This is a genomic window from Streptomyces sp. JHA26 (genome assembly GCF_002005565.1).
Lineage (GTDB): Bacteria > Actinomycetota > Actinomycetes > Streptomycetales > Streptomycetaceae > Streptomyces.
Genome location: NZ_BDJC01000027.1, coordinates 67,992 through 88,148, shown reverse-complemented (window position 1 = coordinate 88,148; position 20,157 = coordinate 67,992). Strand labels below are relative to the sequence as shown.

Annotated in this window: 19 protein-coding genes; 8 read left to right on the top strand and 11 right to left on the bottom strand. The window is 71.1% G+C overall.

Going from position 1 to position 20,157, the window contains the following annotated elements; translation table 11 throughout:
- Window position 1: 1 nt before the first annotated feature.
- From JHAT_RS18390 to JHAT_RS18380, 3 genes are all read right to left on the bottom strand, one after another.
- Entirely contained in the window at window positions 2–1,354 is a 1,353-nt protein-coding gene (locus JHAT_RS18390) for a hypothetical protein (RefSeq protein WP_107481957.1), read from the bottom strand.
- Window positions 1,344–2,180 (bottom strand): hypothetical protein, encoded by an 837-nt coding sequence (locus JHAT_RS18385; RefSeq protein WP_077799280.1) that lies wholly within the window; start codon window positions 2,178–2,180, stop codon window positions 1,344–1,346. The genes JHAT_RS18390 and JHAT_RS18385 overlap by 11 nt, the downstream gene beginning before the upstream one ends.
- Window positions 2,181–2,384: 204 nt before the next feature.
- Window positions 2,385–2,693 carry a hypothetical protein gene (locus JHAT_RS18380; RefSeq protein ID WP_019526682.1) on the bottom strand — a complete coding sequence of 103 codons (309 nt, stop codon included), beginning with the start codon at window positions 2,691–2,693 and terminating at the stop codon, window positions 2,385–2,387.
- A 412-nt stretch (window positions 2,694–3,105) separates the two neighbouring features.
- Between JHAT_RS18380 and JHAT_RS18375 the strand changes: the two genes are divergently transcribed.
- Together JHAT_RS18375 and JHAT_RS18370 are read left to right on the top strand one after the other, a co-directional pair.
- Window positions 3,106–4,125 (top strand): NlpC/P60 family protein, encoded by a 1,020-nt coding sequence (locus JHAT_RS18375; RefSeq protein ID WP_077799279.1) that lies wholly within the window; start codon window positions 3,106–3,108, stop codon window positions 4,123–4,125.
- A gap of 224 nt (window positions 4,126–4,349) precedes the next feature.
- Window positions 4,350–5,057: a phosphatase PAP2 family protein gene (locus JHAT_RS18370; RefSeq protein WP_077799278.1), complete on the top strand. Its 708-nt coding sequence runs from the start codon at window positions 4,350–4,352 to the stop codon at window positions 5,055–5,057.
- A 2-nt stretch (window positions 5,058–5,059) separates the two neighbouring features.
- On the opposite strand, the gene JHAT_RS18365 is transcribed toward JHAT_RS18370, so the two are convergent.
- The gene (locus JHAT_RS18365; protein WP_077799277.1) at window positions 5,060–6,655 is read right to left on the bottom strand and encodes an FAD-binding oxidoreductase; all 1,596 of its coding nucleotides are present in this window, start codon (window positions 6,653–6,655) and stop codon (window positions 5,060–5,062) included.
- Between the two features lie 396 nt (window positions 6,656–7,051).
- On the opposite strand from JHAT_RS18365, the gene JHAT_RS18355 reads away from it, so the two are divergent.
- Together JHAT_RS18355 and JHAT_RS34675 are read left to right on the top strand one after the other, a co-directional pair.
- Window positions 7,052–7,939, top strand: a complete 888-nt coding sequence (locus tag JHAT_RS18355; protein ID WP_077799275.1) for a hypothetical protein — start codon at window positions 7,052–7,054, stop codon at window positions 7,937–7,939.
- A 68-nt stretch (window positions 7,940–8,007) separates the two neighbouring features.
- Complete coding sequence (locus tag JHAT_RS34675; RefSeq protein ID WP_077799274.1) at window positions 8,008–8,187, top strand: hypothetical protein; 180 nt, start codon at window positions 8,008–8,010, stop codon at window positions 8,185–8,187.
- A 14-nt stretch (window positions 8,188–8,201) separates the two neighbouring features.
- On the opposite strand, the gene JHAT_RS18345 is transcribed toward JHAT_RS34675, so the two are convergent.
- The gene (locus JHAT_RS18345) at window positions 8,202–8,579 is read right to left on the bottom strand and encodes a metal-sensitive transcriptional regulator (protein WP_077799273.1); all 378 of its coding nucleotides are present in this window, start codon (window positions 8,577–8,579) and stop codon (window positions 8,202–8,204) included.
- 227 nt (window positions 8,580–8,806) lie between these two features.
- Here JHAT_RS18345 and JHAT_RS18340 point away from each other — a divergent pair, with 227 nt between their 5' ends.
- The gene (locus JHAT_RS18340) at window positions 8,807–9,427 is read left to right on the top strand and encodes a DUF47 domain-containing protein (protein WP_077799272.1); all 621 of its coding nucleotides are present in this window, start codon (window positions 8,807–8,809) and stop codon (window positions 9,425–9,427) included.
- 7 nt (window positions 9,428–9,434) lie between these two features.
- Entirely contained in the window at window positions 9,435–10,433 is a 999-nt protein-coding gene (gene pitH / locus JHAT_RS18335) for a low-affinity phosphate transporter PitH (protein WP_077799271.1), read from the top strand.
- A gap of 151 nt (window positions 10,434–10,584) precedes the next feature.
- Here pitH and pstB read toward each other — a convergent pair whose 3' ends face one another.
- The 6 genes from pstB to JHAT_RS18305 all read right to left on the bottom strand — a co-directional run bounded on the left by pstB (window position 10,585) and on the right by JHAT_RS18305 (window position 18,417).
- Window positions 10,585–11,361 carry a phosphate ABC transporter ATP-binding protein PstB gene (pstB, locus tag JHAT_RS18330; protein WP_077799270.1) on the bottom strand — a complete coding sequence of 259 codons (777 nt, stop codon included), beginning with the start codon at window positions 11,359–11,361 and terminating at the stop codon, window positions 10,585–10,587.
- Window positions 11,362–11,444: 83 nt separating this feature from the next.
- Window positions 11,445–12,500, bottom strand: a complete 1,056-nt coding sequence (gene pstA, locus JHAT_RS18325) for a phosphate ABC transporter permease PstA (RefSeq protein WP_077799269.1) — start codon at window positions 12,498–12,500, stop codon at window positions 11,445–11,447.
- Complete coding sequence (pstC, locus tag JHAT_RS18320; protein WP_077799268.1) at window positions 12,497–13,495, bottom strand: phosphate ABC transporter permease subunit PstC; 999 nt, start codon at window positions 13,493–13,495, stop codon at window positions 12,497–12,499. Before pstC ends, pstA begins: the two co-directional genes overlap by 4 nt.
- 104 nt (window positions 13,496–13,599) lie before the next feature.
- Entirely contained in the window at window positions 13,600–14,724 is a 1,125-nt protein-coding gene (pstS, locus tag JHAT_RS18315; RefSeq protein WP_077799267.1) for a phosphate ABC transporter substrate-binding protein PstS, read from the bottom strand.
- A gap of 320 nt (window positions 14,725–15,044) precedes the next feature.
- Window positions 15,045–16,184, bottom strand: a complete 1,140-nt coding sequence (locus JHAT_RS18310) for a CHAD domain-containing protein (RefSeq protein ID WP_077799266.1) — start codon at window positions 16,182–16,184, stop codon at window positions 15,045–15,047.
- Window positions 16,165–18,417: an RNA degradosome polyphosphate kinase gene (locus tag JHAT_RS18305; protein WP_171990956.1), complete on the bottom strand. Its 2,253-nt coding sequence runs from the start codon at window positions 18,415–18,417 to the stop codon at window positions 16,165–16,167. Before JHAT_RS18305 ends, JHAT_RS18310 begins: the two co-directional genes overlap by 20 nt.
- Window positions 18,418–18,731: 314 nt before the next feature.
- Between JHAT_RS18305 and JHAT_RS18300 the strand changes: the two genes are divergently transcribed.
- Together JHAT_RS18300 and JHAT_RS18295 are read left to right on the top strand one after the other, a co-directional pair.
- Window positions 18,732–19,274 carry an RNA polymerase sigma factor gene (locus tag JHAT_RS18300; RefSeq protein ID WP_077799264.1) on the top strand — a complete coding sequence of 181 codons (543 nt, stop codon included), beginning with the start codon at window positions 18,732–18,734 and terminating at the stop codon, window positions 19,272–19,274.
- On the top strand, window positions 19,271–20,119 hold the full coding sequence (locus tag JHAT_RS18295) for a zf-HC2 domain-containing protein (protein ID WP_077799263.1): 849 nt from the start codon (window positions 19,271–19,273) through the stop codon (window positions 20,117–20,119). The genes JHAT_RS18300 and JHAT_RS18295 overlap by 4 nt, the downstream gene beginning before the upstream one ends.
- The last annotated feature ends 38 nt before the right edge of the window (window positions 20,120–20,157 follow it).

The following is a 20,157-nucleotide window of genomic DNA, read 5'->3' as shown; positions in this document are numbered from 1 at the left end:
GTCAACGCCCGTCACCTCCTGAGCTGTTGCTGGTTCCGCTGTTGCGGGTGTTGCTGGCGTGGGGCGTGTTCACCGGGCTGCCGGAGCGCGGTGCGGGTGTGGCGGAGGGGACACTTCCGCCGCCACCGTTCGAGGGGCGCGAGCTGTGCGCGGCGACCCCGCCGGACGCGGGGTTGGAGGGACGGGACCCGGAGGAGGAGCTGGACCGGCCCCCGCCTCCGCCGTCGCCGTTGTGGCGGGTGCTGTGGGTTCTGATGCCCTGGGCGACGAGGTTGGCCGGGGAGCTGATGACGGCCGCGGCCTTGCCCTCGGCGCCCTGCATGATGCGGTTGTTGCGGGACCCGGCGATCTCGTCGCCGAAACCGGGGACGAAACGGTAGATCATCGCGGACGCGAAGATGGCGAGCAGGATGATCGCGAGGCCGGAGACGACGGCCGAGAAGGCGTCGGGGCCGTCGTCGGCGGAGAGCGCCCCGGCGAGGCCGAGGACGATGACGATGACAGGCTTGACCAGGATCACGGCGATCATGATCCCGGCCCAGCGGCGGACGTGGCCCCACAGGTTCTTGTCGACCAGCCCGGCGTAGACGACGGTGCCGAGCAGGGCGCCGACGTAGAGCAGGGCGGCGCGGATGACGAGCTCCAGCCACAGGACGCCGGCGGCGAGGATGGAGACCAGGGAGACGACGATCAGCATGATCGGGCCGCCGCCGATGTCCCCGCCTTTCTCCAGGGCGCCGGAGAACGTGCCGAAGAAGGTGGTCGTCTGGTCGCCGGTGGTCTTGGCGAGGACGTCGGTGACGCCGTCGGTCGCGGAGACGACCGTGTAGAGGATCAGCGGCGTGAACGCCGACGCCAGGACGGTGAGCCAGAGGAAGCCGATGGCCTCGGAGATCGCGGTGGTGAGGGGGACGCCGCGCACGGCGCGCTTCGCGACCGCGAGGAGCCAGAGGAGGAGCGTGAGGATCGTCGACGCCGCGAAGACGACGGCGTACTGCTGGAGGAACTTCTGGTTGGTGAAGTCGACGTTCGCGGTGTCCTGTACGGCGGCACTGAGCTTGTCGATCGTCCAGGACGCGGCGTCGGCGCAGCCCTTGGCGAGGGAGGAGAGGGGGTCGAGGGTGGAGGTGAGGCTGGGGGCGTCACCTCCGGTACCTCCGGTGGAGCCGCCGCCGGATTCACCGCGTTCGCAGTAGTCCTTGGCGGGGCCGACGATGAGGTCACAGTTGTCGTCCGACGGCGTCGGCGACGGTGTGGGTGCTGCGACAGCGCGGCTGGCCAGAAACACGGCCGCGGTCTGTACGGCGGTGACGGCGGCGGCGACCTTGAGTACGCGGCGCGGGCTACCGGGCATACGTGAACCCTCCGTACTCTTGGACGGCCTTGGCCATCTCGTCGGCGCTAGAAGCCTTGTTGTCTCCGGGAATGGGAGCGGGGCCATCCTGCTGGGAGAAGCTGTCGACCTTCCAGTCGCCGTTCGCCCAGCGCAGCTGAAGCGTCATGGTGAACCAGTCACTGCTCACCGGGTTGGTCGACTCTGCTCCCGCCGTTCCGAAGACTCCGGTGCACCAGACATCGACGGATGCGGCGGTTTCGGAGTAGCTCGTGGTCTTGGTGCCGATGGGCAGGGTGCGGGAGACGTAGGTGTTGCCACCTGTCGCGTTGCCGTTCTGATCGAGACCGATGTCTCTGAGGAATTCCTTCGTATAGGCCTTGGCGAACTTGTCCGAGAGGGCAGCCTGCTTGTCGGCTACGAAGACCTGCTGGATCATCTCGGCCCGCCGGGCGGGCTTGAGGATGTCGGCCGATACAAGCGCCACCGCATAGTTCGCCGCCGCGCTCTGTGCCCCCTGCTGGTCGTGGGTGAAGCCCGAGGGGATGCCGGCTGTCTTCGTGTCCACCGGCTGTTCGCCGGACGGCGCCGTCGCCGAGGTCTTCGGCTTGTCACCGGTCGCCGCCTCGCCGGACGTTGCGGAATCGTCTCCTCCACGGTTCGCGAAGGCGATCGCGGCGATCAGGAGGACGACCACGCCGACCACGGTGACCAGGCTGCGCGAGGACGAACGCCCGCCGCGGCGGGCGCCTCCGTACGTGTCGCCGCCGTGGTCGGGCAGCCGCGTCCGCGTCTGGCCCGTGCCGCCGTAACCGCCGGAGGACTGGTGGTCGTCTCCGAGACTCATGCCGCGTACGCCCCCTCGACGTCGTGCGGGAACACCTCGTACCCCATGCCGTAGAAGTATGACGGTAGCGGTGCTGGCTCCCGCTCGGATGCGGTGTGGTGACTGGACATCAGGGAAACGCAACCTCAGCCGGTGGGCACGACGGGCGGGTGGGATGGAGGGGACCGGGCGCGCCCGGCGGGGCCGATGGGACCGCGCGCCCGCCTACACGGCCATGCCGTACACGATGGTGAAGAGCGTGCCGAGCGAGCCGATGATGAACACGCCCGTCAGACCCGCGATGATGAGGCCCTTGCCCTGTTCGGCGCTGAAGGTGTCGCGGAGCGCCGTGGCGCCGATGCGCTGTTTGGCGGCGCCCCAGATGGCGATGCCGAGGCAGAGCAGGATGGCGACGGCCATCACCACCTCGATCATCACCTTGGCCTCGTTGCCCAGGCTGCCGAAGGGGCCCCAGTCCGGAGCGATCCCCCCGATGATGGTGTTGATGTCTCCCTCGTCGGCCGCAAAGAGCATGTAAGTCACCGCCCCTGTTTGGGTAGTTCCGCGCCCCCTGCGTTCGTGCAGAGGTCAGGCCTCATTGTCGCCGACAATGCCGCTGTCGTATGTCGACTTGGCGTCATTGATTGGCGGGTTTCGTACGAACAGCTTGCCACCGGTCCGCGCCGTTCCCTCGTGTGGTGGCGCGGACCGGTATGCAAAGATTTGTATCGTCACTCTGTGTATCACGGCGTGTCACGCTGGGCAATGAGGTGGGTCCGCAACGTGCCGTGCGGTCCGTCGTTGGCCACTGCCGTGCTTCTGCCCTCACACTGGTGACGGAACGTCACTGGATGGACTTCTCGGCGGACTTGCCGTGCGGCGGGCGTCGGCGGGTCCATCCTGGGACGGCGTCGTGTTCGCCGGACGTGGCCTGGGAAGCGGCTGGATGGGGAAGGGTTGGGCCGTGCGCAAAGTGTGGTTCATCGGGGGCGCCGCAGTCGCGCTGGGCGTCGGCTTCGTGATGCTGCTGGTCGTCGGGGTCTACGTCGTCGCCGGGAACCTCGCGGGCGGTGCGGGCGGCGGGGCCAGGAAGCTGGCCAAGGGGACCGTGCCCGCGGCGTACCAGGGGCTCGTGCAGAAGTGGGGCAATCTGTGCCCCGCCATCAACCCCGCGTTGCTCGCCGCCCAGCTCTACCAGGAGAGCGGCTTCAACCCCAGGGCGCGGAGCGCGGCGGCGGCGCAGGGGATAGCGCAGTTCATCCCCGGGACGTGGGCCACGCACGGCATCGACGGGGACGGCGACGGCGACCGGGACGTGTGGGATCCGGCGGACGCGATCCCGTCGGCGGCCTCGTACGACTGCTCCCTCGCGTCGTACGTGAAGGACGTGCCCGGGAACGCGACCGAAAACATGCTGGCCTCCTACAACGCGGGCGCCTACGCGGTCATCAAGTACCAGGGGGTGCCGCCGTACGAGGAGACCCGGAACTACGTCAAGGTGATCACGACGCTGGAGAAGAGCTTCGCCGCGCCCACCACGCGGGTCGATCCCTCCGAGCAGGCCGCCGGGGCCATCGCGTACGCGCAGAAGAAGCTGGGGACGCCCTACCTGTGGGGTGGGAACGGGACCGCCGCGCAGGGAGGGCGGTTCGACTGCTCGGGGCTGACCAAGGCCGCGTACGAGAGTGTCGGGATCAAGCTGCCCCGGGTCGCCAACGACCAGTACAACGCGGGGGCGCATCCGGCGCGGGACGAACTGCTGCCGGGGGACCTGGTGTTCTTCTCCGACGACCTGACCAACTCCCGGGCCATCCGGCACGTGGGGATCTACGTCGGTGGCGGGTACATGATCGACGCGCCGCGGTCGGGGGCCGTGATCCGGTTCGACCGGATCGACACGCCCGACTACTTCGGGGCCACGCGGGTGACCGAGGATGGCGCGAAAGCATTGCCCACGAGGCTGTGAACCGCGTGTGAACCCATCCCCTGAGCTGCGATGACGAGTCTCTCTTCGATAACGTCTGCGTGATCATTCGGTGGAGTGTGGAACGTATCAACGGGGACCGTGCGTTCCTGTTGTCGTGTAGGTGTGCGGCACGGGAGAAGAGCCGACGGATCTACGACCACGGGGGTGGCAGGAGAGCCGAGCGCAAGGTGCGCCGGAGAACATGACGAAGGGGCCGCTGCAACATGGCTGGACTCGCCGAATCCGGGTCGAACCCCGACGTCGAGCTGCTCTACGACATCAACGGACTCGCCAAGGACGCGCCGCACTGGTTCGACCGGGTCATGGAGTTCGTGGGTGAGTACGGACTGCTGTTCGCGATCGTGCTGCTGGTGCTGTGGTGCTGGTGGGGCGTGCGACGGCGGGGCGGCGCGGACGCGGCCTCGTCCGTGGCCGCGCTGGTGTGGGCGCCGCTGGCGGCCGGCATCGCCGTACTCGTCAACGTGCCGATACGGGGCTTCGTGGAGCGGCCCCGGCCGTTCAAGGACCACGACGGGCTGGAAGTGCTCGTCTCCGGCAAGGACGACTTCTCCTTCGTGAGCGACCACGCGACGCTCGTCATGGCACTGGCCGTCGCGTTGTTCGTCGCCAACCGGAAGTTCGGGATCGGAGCGATCGTGTTGGCCCTGTTCGGCGGCTTCGCCCGGGTCTACATGGGCGTGCACTATCCGACGGACGTCATCGGCGGCTTCGCCCTCGGCACGGCCGTCGCGCTGCTGCTGTCGCCGGTCGCCATGGCCCTGCTGACGCCGCTGGTCAAGGCCGTCGAGCGGTCGCCGCGGGCGGGTTGGCTGGTCAGCGCGCGGGGGCGAGCCGAGGAGGGGCGGGACGCCGTGATCCCGGGGGCCCGGCAGGAGAACGCCGGGGCGGAGGAGCGGGACCTCGCCGCCTAGGCCTACAGGGCCTGGGGGAAGGTGAAGACACGGTCCGGGTCGTACTGGCTCTTCAGTTTCGCCAGGCGCGGGGCCGCGTCTCCGTAGTAGGCCCGCCGCCAGTCCTTCAGGGCCGGGTCCGTGTAGTTCTGGTACGCGGCGCCCGAGGCGTAGGGGCGCATGGCACCGTGTGCGGACGCCAGCCAGGACCGGGCCGCCGCGTCGCTCGCGCCCGGCCGCCACGAGACGAGGTACTGGGCCAGCATCCGGGAGCGGCGGTGCACGAACGCGGTGGCCGTCGGGGCGACGCGGTTCACCGCGCCGCCGAGCGCCGTGAACGCGATGCTTCCGGTGCCGCCGCGCACCGAGCGGACCTGGGACAGCAGGGCCCGGATGCCGGCGGACGGCAGGGAACGGTCGTAGAAGTCCGAGCGGGCCGCGTACGTCTCGCGCTTCAGCACGCCCTGCGGTGACCGGCCGGGCGTGGTGCCGGGGAGATGGCACCGGGCGTCCGTGGCGAACGACGAGCAGCCGGCGTACACCTCCATCGACGCCTCGTACGAACGGCGCTTGAGGGAAACGCCGCTCGCCGGGGCGCCGATGCGGGCGGCGAGGCGGTCGACCGCGTTCTGCAGCTCGCCGTAGGTACCGAGGGAGAAGGCGGCGACCGACACGGTCGGGGTGCCGCGGGGCCCGGCCTCCAGGTGGAGGGACGACCAGATCTCGTCGGGCTGGCCCGGGCCCCACTCCTGCCAGGCGCGGACGACCGCGGCGGCCCTCGCCCAGGGCCAGGTCAGGTACGCCGATACGGCCTGCGGTGCGGGGCGGGTGCGGAAGCGGAGTTCCGTCACGATGCCGAAGTTGCCGTTGCCGGCGCCGCGCAGGGCCCAGAACAGGTCCTTGTGCTCGGTGGCGTCGGCGGTGATCTGCTTGCCGTCCGCCGTGATCAGGGTGGCCCGGGTGAGGCTGTCGCAGGTGAGGCCGTAGGCGCGGGAGACGACGCCGTGGCCGCCGCCGAGGGTGAGGCCGGAGATGCCGACGCTGGGGCAGGAGCCGGCCGGGACGGTGACGCCCTTGGCGGCCAGGGCACGGTAGACGTCGATCAGCTTGGCGCCGGCGCCGACGGTGGCCTCGGTGCCGCTCGTCCGGATGCGGTTCAGTGCCGACACGTCGATGATCAGGCGGCCGTCGCCGGAGGACCAGCCGGCGTAGGAGTGGCCGCCGTTGCGGATCGCGACGGGGACGCGGTGGGCCCGGGCGTAGGAGAGGACGGTGCGGATGTCGTCGGGGTGGGCGACGTAGGCGACGGCGGCGGGGCGGAGGGTGTCGAAACGGGTGTTGTAGAGCTGGTGGGCTGTGCGCCAGGGCCGGTCGCCGGGGCGGAGGAGGGTGCCGTCCAGGGATTTCGCCAGGGCGGTCCAGGCGGCGGGGGTGGGGGCGGTGGCCGGCCTGGTGGAGGTGGCTGTGGGGGTGGGGCGGGGGGTTCGGGTGGGGGCGGGGTTCTTGTCCGCGCCGGAGGGGGTGCCGGGGGGTGTGCCCGTGCAGGCCGTCGCGGTGGTGGTGAGGGTGAGGGTGAGGGCGGTGGTCGTGGTGCCGCTCAGGAAGGTGCGCCGGTTCATCTGCGTCTCCGGGTCCCGTGGGGTTCTGGGAGGGAGACGGGGTGGTGGGGGTGGGGGTTCCACGGGCTGGGCCGGCCGGGTGTCCGGACTGGTGGGCGCGGTGACGGGGCGTCGAGTGGGTGGCGGCCACGCGGCTTACGTGGGAGGCAGGTGGGTTTGGGCGTCCGTGCGGGCCTGGCTTCTGGCTCTGCGGGCCGGGCCCCGCCAGCCGCAGGTGCAGCGGGCCGTGCAGAAGGCACCCTGTTCGACCGTGCTGGTGCGGTGTTCCGGAATGTCCTCGGGAGCTTCACGAGCGTCCTGCTGAGCCACGGCCACCACGTTACCGGGGTCGCCTGCCCGTCGTTAGCCGGGACGACAGGGGGTCCGGGAGGGCCGTGTCGGCTGGGGTAGGTGGCGATGGTCGGACGGGAGAGGGAGCGGCGGGGCAGGAAGCCGGGGACGGCCTCCGTCGTCGGGGCCGTGGTCGGTGTGGGGCTGGCCGCGACCGGGTGCTCCGGCCAGGGAACCGCCGCGCAGGACCCCCGCTCCGGTGACCCGGTCCGCGTGCTGCACCGGGCCGCGGACCGTCTGGTGGCCGCCGGCAGTTCCAGGGCCCGCACGGCCATGGAGATGGCCAGTGGCGGGACGCGGGTGACCATCCGCGGCGAGGGTGTCTACGACTTCCGGGAGCGGCGCGGCAGGCTGAAGGTGAGGCTGCCGCAGGACCCGGCGGGCACGAGCGGACACCGGCCGATCACCGAGCTGCTGGCGCCGGGTGCCCTGTTCATGAAGAACCGGGGCGCCGGTGTGCCCGACGACAAGTGGGTGAGGGTGGCGACCGCCACGCTCTCCGACGGGAACCTGGTGACCGGCGGGGCGACGGACCCGCTCGCCGCCGCCGAGGTGCTGCGGGGCACGCGGACGGCGACGTACGTGGGGCGCGCCGAGGTGGCGGGGACCGCGGTGCGGCACTACCGGGGGACCGCCGACCTCGCCCGGGCGGCGCGGGAGGCCTCGTACGGCAACAGGGCGGCGCTGTCCGCGGCGGCCGAGGGGTTCGCCACCGCCGAGGTGCCGTTCGACGCCTACCTCGACGACGCGGGCCGCATCCGCAAGGTCCGGCACCGGTTCAGCTTCGCCAACGGGCGGGGCGGGGACACCGTGGCCGTCGCCTCGACGACGCTGCTCTACGACTTCGGCGCCGTCGCGCGCGTCCGGCTGCCGGAGGAGGACGACATCTACGCGGGGAAGATCGCCGCGGGGCCGGAAGAGGCGGCGGGCGAAGGCGCGGACGGCAAGAACTAGCCCTTCCGTGCCATGCGCGGTGTGCGGGCCGCTCCCTACTCTAGGAAGCCGGTGACGGCAGAGACGAGGTGACGCACGTGGCTCCGGTCGGCGGTACGGCAGTTCAGGACCACGTGGCGCTCGCCGAGATAGAGCTGTGCGGGGAGCTGATCATCGCGGCCTCGGCCGCCCGGGAGCGGCTCAGCCTGGAGAGCATCGACGAGGTGCTGAGGGTGGCCGAGGAGCGCGGCCCCGGCGCCGACCGGTAGGCGGGGCCGCCGGTTCAGGTGCGCAGCAGGCGGCCGATCGCCTTCGTCGCCTCCTCCACCTTCGCGTCGATCTCGGAGCCGCCCTTGAGGGCCGCGTCCGCCACGCAGTGGCGCAGGTGCTCCTCGAGGAGCTGCAGGGCGAAGGACTGCAGGGCCTTGGTGGAGGCGGAGACCTGGGTGAGTATGTCGATGCAGTAGACGTCCTCGTCGACCATGCGCTGCAGGCCGCGGATCTGGCCCTCGATGCGGCGCAGGCGCTTGAGGTGTTCGTCCTTCTGCTTGTGGTACCCGTGCACACCGCGGTCGTGGTCCGTGACGACGTCCGTCCCGTCCGTCTCCACCGCGTCCACGGTGGGGGAGGGCGCGCCTGCGCCGGCCTCGGTGGTCGTCATCGCGTCCTCCTGTTGGGCAGATTGCCGACATATACCCCTGGTGGGTATATGGTACCGAATTTTCCGGGGTAGGGGTGCCGTGGAACCGGCGCGGGGCACCGTCCCCGGTCGCCCCCCTGCTCATCACTCTGCCTCATGGGCGACACTGGGGGACGGCCCGTTAGCCGTGGCCGGATGATGCGCCTAGCATCAGCCTGACCGAAACCGATGCACCCCGAGGACCCCACGTGCGCTTTCGTCTGACCCCCAGGGAGACGAGCTTCTACGACATGTTCGCCGCGTCCGCGGACAACATTGTCACGGGCTCCAAGCTCCTGATGGAACTGCTCGGGGCGGACGCACCCGCCCGAGCCGAGATCGCAGAGCGTATGCGGGCCGCCGAACACGCGGGTGACGACGCCACGCACGCGATCTTCCACCAGCTGAACTCCTCGTTCATCACGCCGTTCGACCGCGAGGACATCTACTCCCTCGCGTCGTCCCTCGACGACATCATGGACTTCATGGAGGAGGCCGTCGACCTGGTCGTCCTCTACAACGTCGAGGAGCTGCCCAAGGGCGTCGACCAGCAGATCGAGGTGCTCGCGCGGGCCGCCGAGCTGACCGCCGAGGCCATGCCGAACCTGCGGACCATGGACAACCTCACCGAGTACTGGATCGAGGTCAACCGGCTCGAGAACCAGGCCGACCAGATCCACCGCAAGCTGCTGGCCCACCTCTTCAACGGCAAGTACGACGCCATGGAGGTGCTCAAGCTGAAGCAGATCGTGGACGTGCTGGAAGAGGCGGCGGACGCGTTCGAGCACGTGGCGAACACGGTGGAGACCATCGCGGTCAAGGAGTCCTGACCCCTCCATGGACACCTTCGCTCTGATCGTGACCATCGGGGTCGCGCTCTTCTTCACGTACACCAACGGTTTCCACGACTCGGCGAACGCGATCGCGACGTCCGTGTCGACGCGGGCGCTGACGCCTCGGGCGGCGCTCGCGATGGCCGCCGTGATGAACCTCGCCGGCGCCTTCCTCGGTTCCGGGGTCGCCAAGACCGTCAGTGAGGGGCTGATCGAGACACCCGAGGGCTCGAAGGGGATGGGGATCCTCTTCGCGGCGCTGATCGGCGCCATCGTGTGGAACCTCATCACCTGGTACTTCGGCCTGCCCTCGTCGTCCTCGCACGCGCTGTTCGGCGGCATGGTCGGCGCGGCGCTGGCGGGCAGCACGACCGTGTACTGGCACGGAGTGGTCGACAAGATCATCATCCCGATGTTCGTGTCGCCGGTGATCGGTCTGGTCGTCGGCTACCTCGTCATGGCGGTGATCATGTGGATGTTCCGGCGGGCCAACCCCCACAAGGCGAAGCGGGGATTCCGTATCGCGCAGACGGTGTCGGCGGCGGGCATGGCGCTGGGCCACGGCCTGCAGGACGCGCAGAAGACCATGGGCATCGTGGTGATGGCGCTGGTCATCGCCGACGTCGAGGACTACGGCGATCCGATCCCGGTGTGGGTGAAGATCGCTTGCGCGTTGATGCTGTCGCTCGGGACGTACGCGGGCGGCTGGCGGATCATGCGGACGCTGGGGCGGAAGATCATCGAGCTCGATCCGCCGCAGGGGTTCGCCGCGGAGACGACGGGTGCGTCGATCATGTTCGGGTCCGCGTTCGTGTTCCACGCGCCGATCTCCACGACGCACGTGATCACGTCGGCGATCATGGGCGTGGGGGCCACGAAGCGGGTGAACGCGGTGCGGTGGGGCGTCGCGAAGAACATCATCCTGGGGTGGTTCATCACCATGCCGGCGGCTGCGGTGGTGGCCGCGTGTTCGTACTGGCTGGTGGATCTGGCGGTGCTGTAGCGCGCCGGCTGCCGGGAGCGGCGGGGCGCACGCGTCCCGGTACGACTGCCCGCGGCCACGCACATCGATGGGCCCGCCCCCGGATTCCGGGGGCGGGCCCTTCTGCGCCTCGCGGTGGCACCGCCATGCAGCACCGCGAGGAGTTCACGACCTAGCCGAAGCGGCCGGAGATGTAGTCCTCCGTGGCCTGGACCGACGGGTTGGAGAAGATGCGCTCCGTGTCGTCGATCTCGATCAGCTTGCCGGGCTGGCCGACGGCCGCCAGGTTGAAGAAGGCGGTGCGGTCGGAGACGCGGGCCGCCTGCTGCATGTTGTGCGTCACGATGACGATCGTGAACCGCTCCTTCAGCTCGCCGATCAGGTCCTCGATGGCGAGGGTGGAGATCGGGTCCAGGGCGGAGCAGGGCTCGTCCATGAGGAGGACCTTCGGCTCCACCGCGATCGCCCGCGCGATGCACAGGCGCTGCTGCTGGCCGCCGGAGAGGCCGGAGCCCGGCTTGTTCAGGCGGTCCTTGACCTCGTTCCAGAGGTTGGCGCCCTTGAGGGACTTCTCGACGACGTCGTCCAGCTGGGACTTCCTGTACTTGCCGTTCAGGCGCAGGCCCGCCGCCACGTTGTCGTAGACCGACATCGTCGGGAACGGGTTGGGGCGCTGGAAGACCATGCCGACCTCGCGGCGCACGGACACCGGGTCGATGCCGGCGCCGTAGAGGTTCTCGTCGTCGAGCATGACCTTGCCGTCCACCCGGCCGCCGGGGGTGACCTCGTGCATGCGGTTGAGCGTGCGCAGGAAGGTCGACTTGCCGCAGCCGGACGGGCCGATGAAGGCCGTCACGGAGCGGGGCTCGACGGTCATCGAGATGTCCTCGATGGCCAGGAAGGAGCCGTAGTAGGCGTTGAGGCCGCTGACATCGATGCGCTTGGCCATGGGAATCACTGCTTCTTTCGGGAAAAGTCTTCGGAGATCGGTCGCTGTATGGCCCCACGCGGCGGTAGCCGCACATGGACGCTTCAGCGACCGGTCTTCGGGGCCTTCCAGCGGGCGATGCCGCGGGCCGCGAGGTTGAGGATCATCACGAAGGCGATCAGGGTGAGGGCCGCGGCCCAGGCGCGGTCGTACGCCGGTTCCGAGCCCGCGCTGTTCGCGTACTGCTGGTAGACGTACAGCGGCAGCGACGCCTGCGCCCCCTCGAAGGGGTCGTTGTTGATGAACGGGTTGCCGAACACCAGCAGCAGGACGGGCGCGGTCTCACCGGCGATGCGGGCCACCGCCAGCATCACACCGGTGGCGATACCGCCGACCGCCGTCGGCAGGACCACCTTCAGGATGGTGCGCCACTTGGGCACGCCCAGCGCCAGGGACGCCTCACGCAGCTCGTTCGGGACGAGCTTGAGCATCTCCTCCGTGGAGCGGACCACGACCGGCATCATCAGGATCGCGAGGGCGAGGGCGCCCGCGAAGCCGGAGAAGCCCAGGTCGAAGATGAGCAGGAGGCTGAGGATGAACAGACCGGCGACGATCGACGGGATGCCGGTCATCACGTCGACGAAGAAGGTGACGGCGCGGGCCAGGTGACCGCGGCCGTACTCGACCAGGTAGATCGCGGTGAGCACGCCGATCGGCGCGGCGATCAGGGTGGCGATGCCGACCTGCTCCACGGTGCCGATGATGGCGTGGTAGATGCCGCCGCCGGGCTCGGTGTCGGCGACGACGCCCATGGAGTGGCTCAGGAAGTAGCCGTCGAGGACCTTCACACCGCGGGAGACGGTCGTCCACACCAGGGAGACCAGCGGCACCACGGCGAGCAGGAAGGCGACCCAGACCAGCGAGGTCGCGACGCGGTCCTTGGCCTGACGCCTGCCCTCGACGCGGGTGGCGATGACGTACGTGCCGAGGACGAAGAGCACCGCGGCGATCAGGCCCCACTGGACCTGGCTGTCGATGCCGACGGCCGGGCCGAGGCCGACGGAGACGGCGAGCGACCCCGCGGCGATGGCCCAGGGGGACCACTTCGGCAGCCGGGCGCCCTGGAGCGTGCTCGGGTGCTGGACGGTCGTGGTGCTCATGCGTTGGCCCCCGAGTACTCCTTGCGGCGGGCGATGATCATGCGGGCCGCGCCGTTGACCAGCAGGGTGATGACGAACAGGACGAGACCGGAGGCGATCAGCGCGTCACGGCCGAACTCGTCCGCCTCACCGAACTTGCTGGCGATGTTCTGGGCGAAGGTGCCGCCGCCCGCGTCGAGCAGGCTGCCGTGGATCAGGAAGTCCGGGGAGAGCACGGTGGCGACGGCCATCGTCTCGCCGAGCGCGCGGCCGAGGCCGAGCATCGAGGCGGATATCACACCGGAGCGGCCGAAGGGCAGCACCGACATCCGGATGACCTCCCAGCGCGTGGCGCCGAGGGCCAGGGCGGCCTCCTCGTTCATCCGCGGGACCTGCCGGAACACCTCGCGGCTCACGTTGGTGATGATCGGCAGGATCATGATCGCGAGCAGGATGCCGACGGTGAGCATCGAGCGGGCCGGCCCCTCCTCCCACGAGAAGATGCCGGTCCAGCGGAAGTAGTCGTTCAGCCAGCCGAAGAGGCCGTTCATGTGCGGGACGAGGATCAGGGCTCCCCACAGGCCGTACACGATGGACGGCACGGCGGCGAGCAGGTCGATCACGTAGGCGATCGGGCCGCTCAGCCTGCGCGGGGCGTAGTGGGTGAGGAACAGCGCGATGGCGACGGCGATCGGGACCGCGAGGACCATGGCGATGATCGAGGAGACGATCGTGCCGTAGGCCAGGACCGCGATGCCGAAGACCGGCTCGGTGCCGCCGGTGTTCCACTCGAAGGTCGTGAGGAAGTTGCCCTCGTTCTTGCCGATGGCGACGGCGGCGCGCCAGGTGAGGAAGACCGCGATGGCGGCCATGATCACCAGCAGGAAGATGCCCGAGCCACGGGCGAGACCGAGGAAGACGCGGTCTCCGGGACGGGTGGCGCCGCGGACGGTGCGCTCGTGCTCGGCCACGGTCGGCTGGGGTGGAAGAGGAGGTGTCTTCGTGGTTGTGTCCATCGGGTTCTCCGGTCTGCGGTGCCCCGCTGTGCGCGGGGCTCCTGGCGGCGGTGCACCGGACGGTGCGGTCCGGTCCCGCGGGGGGACCGGACCGCACACTCGGGTCAGCTCAGGCCGGCGATGGTGCTGCGGACCTTGGTGATGATCTCGTCGGGCATGGGGGCGTAGTCGTGGTCGGCGAGGACCTGCTGGCCGTCCTCGCTGGCGATGTAGTTCAGGAACGCCTTGACGGTCGGCAGGCTCTCCGCCTTGTTGCCCTTGTCGCAGACGATCTCGTAGGTGACCAGGGTGATCGGGTAGGCGCCCTCGGCCTTGGTGGCGTAGTTCAGCTCCAGGGCCAGGTCCTTGCCGGTGCCGACGACCTTGGCGTCCGCGATGGCCTTGGTGGCGCCCTCGACCGAGGCCTTGACGGGCTGGGAGGCGCCCGTGTCGATGGCGACCACGGAGGAGCCCTTGGCGTAGGAGAGTTCCATGTAGCTGATCGCGCCGTTGGTCTGCTTGACCTGCTGGGCGACGCCGGAGGAGCCGGACGCGGACTGGCCGCCGGGGGCCGTCCAGGCCTTGCCGCCCTCGTACTTCCAGTTCTCCGGGGTGGTCTTGATCAGGTACTTGGTGAAGTTGTCCGTGGTGCCGGAGTCCTCGGAGCGGTGGAACGCCTGGATCTTCAGGTCGGGGAGCTTGGCGTCGGGGTTCAGCTTCGCGATCGCCGGGTCGTTCCAGTTCTTGATCTTGCCGCTGAAGATCTTCGCCAGGGTCGGCGCGTCCAGGACGAGGTTGTCGACGCCCTCGAGGTGGTACGCCACGGCGATCGGGCCGCCGACCATCGGCAGGTCGATGCCCTGGCCGCCGGAGCAGACCTTCTTGGTGGCGGTGATCTCCTCGGCGTCCAGCGCGGAGTCCGAGCCGGCGAAACCGACCGTGCCCTGGGTGAACGCGGTGATGCCGGCGCCGGAGCCGCCGCCCTTGTAGTTGATCTGGACGCCCTTGCACGCGGCGGAGAACTGCTTCACCCACGCGTCGATCGCGTTCTTCTGCGCGGACGAGCCGTCGGCGAGGAGCTGGCCACTGGCGTCGTCGCACTTGATGTTGCCGGCCTGCGTGCTCGCGGTGGCGCCGCCGCTGCCGCTGTCACCGGTGTCGTCGGAGCCGCACGCCGTGAGGGCCAGGGCGCCGGAGACGGCGAGAGCACCGAGAGCGAGGGCCCGCCGGTTCATGCGCTGAAGCTTCACTTGAGGGAGTTCCTTCCAGGAGCCGCCGTCCTGAATTCCGGCGGCGTGCGAGGACTGGTGACACGGGCGCGTTCTCGCGACGCGGCCCGTGTCGGGTAAGGCCGAAATTAGGCAGAACAGGTGAAGCCGCCGATGGGCGTGCATGAACGAGGGGTGAACCCCTGAGGACGGTGCGGTGAGGTCACGGAATGCTTACGTCGATGACACGGCGAGGTCCCGGGTCACCCGTCGTACGGGGCGTCCCCGCCCGGGCGCGGGCGGCCGCGCGGACGGCGGTGTCCTCCGGAGTGCTCGTGCGGGGAACGCCGTCCCGTCGCGGTTCACGGTGCCGGCGTCGGGCGGACGGTCCCGTTCTGCCAGTCGCGCTGGAACGCGTACCGTGCCGCCTCGACCTCGTGGCGCTGGTCGGCGTGGAGCACGCCGAGGGCGTACGCCGTCGCCGGGGTGATGCGCGGCGTGCGGGCGGCCTGGGCCGCCGCGGCGGCGGCCTCCGACGCGTCGCGGTGGCGGTCGAGGGCCTGGCCCGCGGTGAGCAGCCGGGCGTCCTCGCCGCTCGGGCCGTCCTCGCCGGCCAGGACCTCGCGTGCGTACCGGTGCAGGCGCAGCAGCAGGCGCACCTGGTGCCAGGGGGCGTCCTGCGGGTGGGGTGCCGGGTCCGGGGACAGGCCGTGGACCAGCGCCTCCGCGTTGTACGGGTGGCCCGCGGTGACCAGGGGCAGCGCGGTCACCGCGTCGACGAGGCGGCCCTGTGCCGCGCCGGCCAGCGGGCGGAGGTCGACGGCGGCGTCGGCGGTCGCCCGCAGGGGGACCTCGCTGGCCAGTAACGCGACCTTGTCGGCGACCGCGTGGAAGCGGCTGCTGCCCAGGGCCTGCAGGGCGGTGGAGTGGGCCCGGGTGCGGGCCAGGGTCAGCTGGCGGTCGAGCAGGGCGCCCGCCTTGGCCGCGCCCACGGTGAGGCTGCCGCGGTCGGGGGGCGCGGGGGCCGACGGGAGCGCGGGGGACGCGGGGAGGCCCGCGGACACGGCCGCGGCCGCCACCTGCCGGCGTGCCGGGAGCTCCGACGAGCCGGACAGGCGGTGCAGCGCCTGGAGCAGGCGTTCCAGGCGCGAGGCGTACGCGTGCTCCATCGCCAGCGTGCCGGACAGCCAGGCCAGTTCGGGGCGCATGGCCTCCGCCCAGTCGGCGTCGAGCAGCGGCTGGTAGGTGTGCAGGGTGCCGCTGAGGCGGCGTGCCGCGCGGCGCAGGGCGCGGACCGCGTCCACGGGGCCCGCGGCGCCGTCGTCCGCGCCCTTGCCGGCCGGACCGTTCGCGCCCGTCCCCGCGCCCGACCCGCGGTGCAGTCGCAGGGCGCGGAGGAACTCCGTGGCCTGGGCGCGGAGGTAGCGCGCGAGGGCTTCCACGGGCACCGGTCCGGCCGGACCGGCCGGGGAGTTCGTCGGATCAGGGTGTCGCTGTGCCACGCCGGCGCCTCCGGGCGTCTATGAGCATCTCCTGGACGTTGCGCAGGGGCTGGCCGTCCGCGTCGGTCGCGTGCCGGGTCCACTCGCCGTCCGGGCCGAGGTGCCAGGAGGCGGTGCCGTCGGACATGCCGGTCTCCAACAGCCGGTTGAGGGCCGCCCGGTGGGCCGGGTCGGTGACCCGGACGAGTGCCTCGATACGGCGGTCGAGGTTGCGGTGCATCATGTCGGCGCTGCCGAACCACACCTCGGACTCGCCGCCGTTGCCGAAGGCGAAGACGCGCGAGTGCTCCAGGAAGCGGCCGAGGACGGAACGGACCCGGATGTTCTCCGACAGCCCCGCCACGCCCGGGCGCAGCGCGCAGATGCCGCGCACCCACACGTCGACCGGGACGCCCGCCCGGGACGCGTGGTAGCACGCGTCGATCACGGCCTCGTCGACCATCGAGTTGACCTTGATGCGGATGGAGGCGGGGCGGCCGGCGCGGTGGTGCTGGATCTCCTTGTGGATGCGGGAGACCAGGCCGTCGCGCAGGGACTTGGGCGCGACGAGCAGGCGGCGGTAGGTCTCGCGGCGCGAGTAGCCGGAGAGGCGGTTGAACAGGTCGGAGAGGTCCGCGCCGACCTGCGGGTCCGCGGTGAGCAGACCGAGGTCCTCGTAGAGGCGGGCCGTCTTCGGGTGGTAGTTGCCCGTGCCGACGTGGCTGTACCGGCGCAGGGTGTCGCCCTCCTGGCGGACGACCAGGGACAGCTTGCAGTGCGTCTTCAGGCCGACCAGCCCGTAGACGACGTGGCAGCCGGCCTCCTCCAGCTTGCGGGCCCACTTGATGTTGGCGGACTCGTCGAAGCGGGCCTTGATCTCGACCAGGACGAGGACCTGCTTGCCGGACTCGGCCGCGTCGATGAGCGCGTCGACTATCGGGGAGTCGCCGGAGGTGCGGTACAGCGTCTGCTTGATCGCGAGGACGTCCGGGTCGGCCGCCGCCTGCTCCAGGAAGGCCTGCACGGAGGTGGAGAACGAGTCGTACGGGTGGTGGAGCAGGACGTCGCGGCTGCGCAGGGCGGCGAAGACGTCCGGCGCCGACGCCGACTCGACCTCGGCGAGGTCGCGGTGGGTGCCGGCGACGAACTTCTGGTACTTCAGCTCCGGACGGTCGAGGCTGTGGATGCGGAAGAGACCGGTGAGGTCCAGGGGGCCGGGGAGGGGGTAGACCTCCGCCTCGCCGATCTTCAGTTCGCGCACGAGGAGGTCCAGGACCTCCCGGTCGACGGACTCCTCCACCTCCAGGCGGACCGGCGGGCCGAAGCGGCGCCGCATGAGCTCCTTCTCGAGGGCCTGGAGGAGGTTCTCGGCGTCGTCCTCCTCGACCTCCAGGTCCTCGTTGCGGGTGAGGCGGAAGGCGTGGTGCTCCAGGACCTCCATGCCGGGGAACAGCTCCTCGAGGTGGGCGGCGATGACGTCCTCGATGGGGACGTAGCGGCCCGGGGACGCTTCGAGGAAGCGGGAGAGCAGCGGGGGGACCTTGACGCGGGCGAAGTGGCGGTGGCCGGTGACCGGGTTGCGGACGACGACCGCGAGGTTGAGGGAGAGGCCCGAGATGTAGGGGAAGGGATGGGCCGGGTCGACGGCGAGGGGCGTCAGGACGGGGAAGATCTGGTGCCGGAAGAGGGTGAACAGGCGGGCCTGCTCCTTCTCCGTCAGTTCGTTCCAGCGGACCAGGTGGATGCCCTCGTCGGCGAGGGCCGGGGCGACGTCCTCGTGGAAGCAGGCGGCGTGCCGGGCCATGAGCTCGCGGGAGCGGGCCCAGATCATCTCCAGCACCTCGCGGGGCTGGAGGCCGGAGGCGGAGCGGGTGGCGACGCCGGTGGCGATGCGGCGCTTCAGGCCGGCGACGCGGACCATGAAGAACTCGTCGAGGTTGCTGGCGAAGATCGCGAGGAAGTTGGCGCGCTCGAGGAGCGGGGTGCTCGGGTCCTCGGCGAGCTCGAGGACGCGCTCGTTGAACGCGAGCCAGCTGCGCTCGCGGTCCAGGAAGCGGCCCTGGGGCAGGGCGGAGTCCGTGCCGGTGCCGTCGGCGCCGGGCGCCGCCGACTCCTCGTACGCGTCCAGGTCCGCGTCGATGTCGGGCTCCAGGTCGGAGACGGTCGCGGCCACGGTGTGCGGGCGGTGCGCGGCGATGGAGCCCACGGAGGGCTGCGGGTGCTGGACCTCTGCCTGGGTGTTCGGCTGCCTCATGAACTCATTCTTCCGCGCCGCGCGCAGGACAGGCGCGTCGGAGGGCGCGGAATGCTCTGCTCCTGGTGGCGCGGTCGGTTTCATTCGGTGAGGGTTGCAAGGCTGTCTGAATCGATGGTTACGGGGACATGACGTGTGGGATAGCGGGGGGCCTCCGGCGGTGGCCTGCGGCAGCGGCCTCCGGCGGCGCCGGGTCGCGGGACGGCGAGCCGCGCTCCGTCGGCTCCGTCGGCTCCGCCAGCTTCCTCGGCTCCCTCGGAAAAATCCGCTGTGATCCCGTGAACCGGACCGCCCGGCTCGTCCGATGAGGAGACGTGAGCGAAACGAGAACCGACGGCGAGCTGCTGCGGGCCGTCGCGGCGGACGCCGACCGGCGGGCCTTCGAGGAGCTGTACCGGCGGTACGCCCCCTGGCTGACCGCCCGGATGCGCGGCCGCTGCGCCGACGCCGGCGTCGTCGACGACGTCGTGCAGGAGACGTTCCTCGCGGTGTGGCGGGGCAGTGCGCGCTACCGGACGGAGGGGGACGTGGCCGGCTGGCTGTGGCGGATCGCGTCCCGGCGGCTGGTCGACGCGCTGCGCGGTGACGGCGCCCGGGGGCGGCTGCGACAGGCGCTGGCCCGCCTGCGGCACCGGGACGAGGCGTCCGCCGAGGAGCGGGTGCTCGCCGGTGTCGAGCACGGGGACCTCGCCGGTGCGCTGGTCCGGCTCTCGCCGGAGCTGCGCGCGGTGCTCCAGGCCACGGTCATCGACGGGCTGACCACCCGCGAGGCGGCCGTCCTGCTCGGCATCCCGCCGGGCACGGTCAAGACGCGGGCGATGCGGGCCCGTCGGCAGCTGCGGGAGGCACTGGCATGAGAAGCGAGAACGGCTGGCACGTGGACGAGGACGACCTGCGGGCGTACGCCCGCGGCGAGCTCGCGGCGCCCGTGCTCTGGTCCGCCGACGCCCACCTGGCCGCCTGCGCGCGGTGCCGGGGTGTCCTCGCCGAGGTGAGCGACGCAGCCGCCCTGGATGCGGGGTGGGAGCGGCTCGACGCCGAGCTGGACGCGCCCCGCCCGGGGTGGCTCGAGGGCCTGCTGGTGCGGTGCGGGGTCGCCGACCACACCGCGCGGCTGCTCACGGCCACGCCCGTGCTGCGCCGTTCCTGGCTGGGCGCGATCGTCGCCGTGCTGGTGACGACCTTCGCCGTCGCCTTCACGTCCGGCGTCACCGACAGGCCCACGCTCTTCCTCGCCTTCGCGCCGCTGCTGCCGCTGGCCGGGGTGGCGCTCGCCTACGGGCCCGCGCTGGATCCGACGTACGAGATGGCGGTCGTCTCGCCGATGCACGGCTTCCGGCTGCTGATGATCCGTACGGTCGCCGTCCTGGCCGTCGGCCTCGGCGTCAACGGCCTCGCGACGCTCACCCTGCCGGGCTACGGGCTGCGCGCGCTGGCCTGGCTGCTGCCCGCGCTCGCGCTCACCGCGTCCGGGCTGGCGCTGACGCCCCGGCTGGGTCCGGTGGTCGCGCCCTCGGTGGTCGCCGGGGCGTGGGGTGCCGTGCTGTTCGCCGCCGACGCCGCGCAGGCCGCCGGGGGCGGTCCGCTGGCGCCGTTCACCACGGCCGGGCAGGGCGTGTCCGCGGCCGTGGCCGCGCTGGGGACGGGGCTGCTGGTTCTGGCCCGCGACCGGTTCGACGTCTTTCCGCGGGGTGCCGCGTGAGTCCTTCTTCCTCTTCTCCATCTCTGTACGGGAGTGGC

Bases quoted from the DNA above. Each gene is read 5' to 3' on its own strand.
- JHAT_RS18385 (WP_077799280.1), bottom strand. From the start codon at position 2,180: ATGAGTCTCGGAGACGACCACCAGTCCTCCGGCGGTTACGGCGGCACG.
- JHAT_RS18380 (WP_019526682.1), bottom strand. From the start codon at position 2,693: ATGCTCTTTGCGGCCGACGAGGGAGACATCAACACCATCATCGGGGGG.
- pitH (WP_077799271.1), top strand. From the start codon at position 9,435: ATGGACACCTTCGCTCTGATCGTGACCATCGGGGTCGCGCTCTTCTTC.
- JHAT_RS18370 (WP_077799278.1), top strand. From the start codon at position 4,350: ATGGCTGGACTCGCCGAATCCGGGTCGAACCCCGACGTCGAGCTGCTC.
- JHAT_RS18390 (WP_107481957.1), bottom strand. From the start codon at position 1,354: ATGCCCGGTAGCCCGCGCCGCGTACTCAAGGTCGCCGCCGCCGTCACC.
- JHAT_RS18295 (WP_077799263.1), top strand. From the start codon at position 19,271: ATGAGAAGCGAGAACGGCTGGCACGTGGACGAGGACGACCTGCGGGCG.
- pstA (WP_077799269.1), bottom strand. From the start codon at position 12,500: ATGAGCACCACGACCGTCCAGCACCCGAGCACGCTCCAGGGCGCCCGG.
- JHAT_RS18365 (WP_077799277.1), bottom strand. From the start codon at position 6,655: ATGAACCGGCGCACCTTCCTGAGCGGCACCACGACCACCGCCCTCACC.
- JHAT_RS18355 (WP_077799275.1), top strand. From the start codon at position 7,052: ATGGTCGGACGGGAGAGGGAGCGGCGGGGCAGGAAGCCGGGGACGGCC.
- JHAT_RS18345 (WP_077799273.1), bottom strand. From the start codon at position 8,579: ATGACGACCACCGAGGCCGGCGCAGGCGCGCCCTCCCCCACCGTGGAC.
- pstC (WP_077799268.1), bottom strand. From the start codon at position 13,495: ATGGACACAACCACGAAGACACCTCCTCTTCCACCCCAGCCGACCGTG.
- JHAT_RS18305 (WP_171990956.1), bottom strand. From the start codon at position 18,417: ATGAGGCAGCCGAACACCCAGGCAGAGGTCCAGCACCCGCAGCCCTCC.
- JHAT_RS18375 (WP_077799279.1), top strand. From the start codon at position 3,106: ATGGGGAAGGGTTGGGCCGTGCGCAAAGTGTGGTTCATCGGGGGCGCC.
- pstB (WP_077799270.1), bottom strand. From the start codon at position 11,361: ATGGCCAAGCGCATCGATGTCAGCGGCCTCAACGCCTACTACGGCTCC.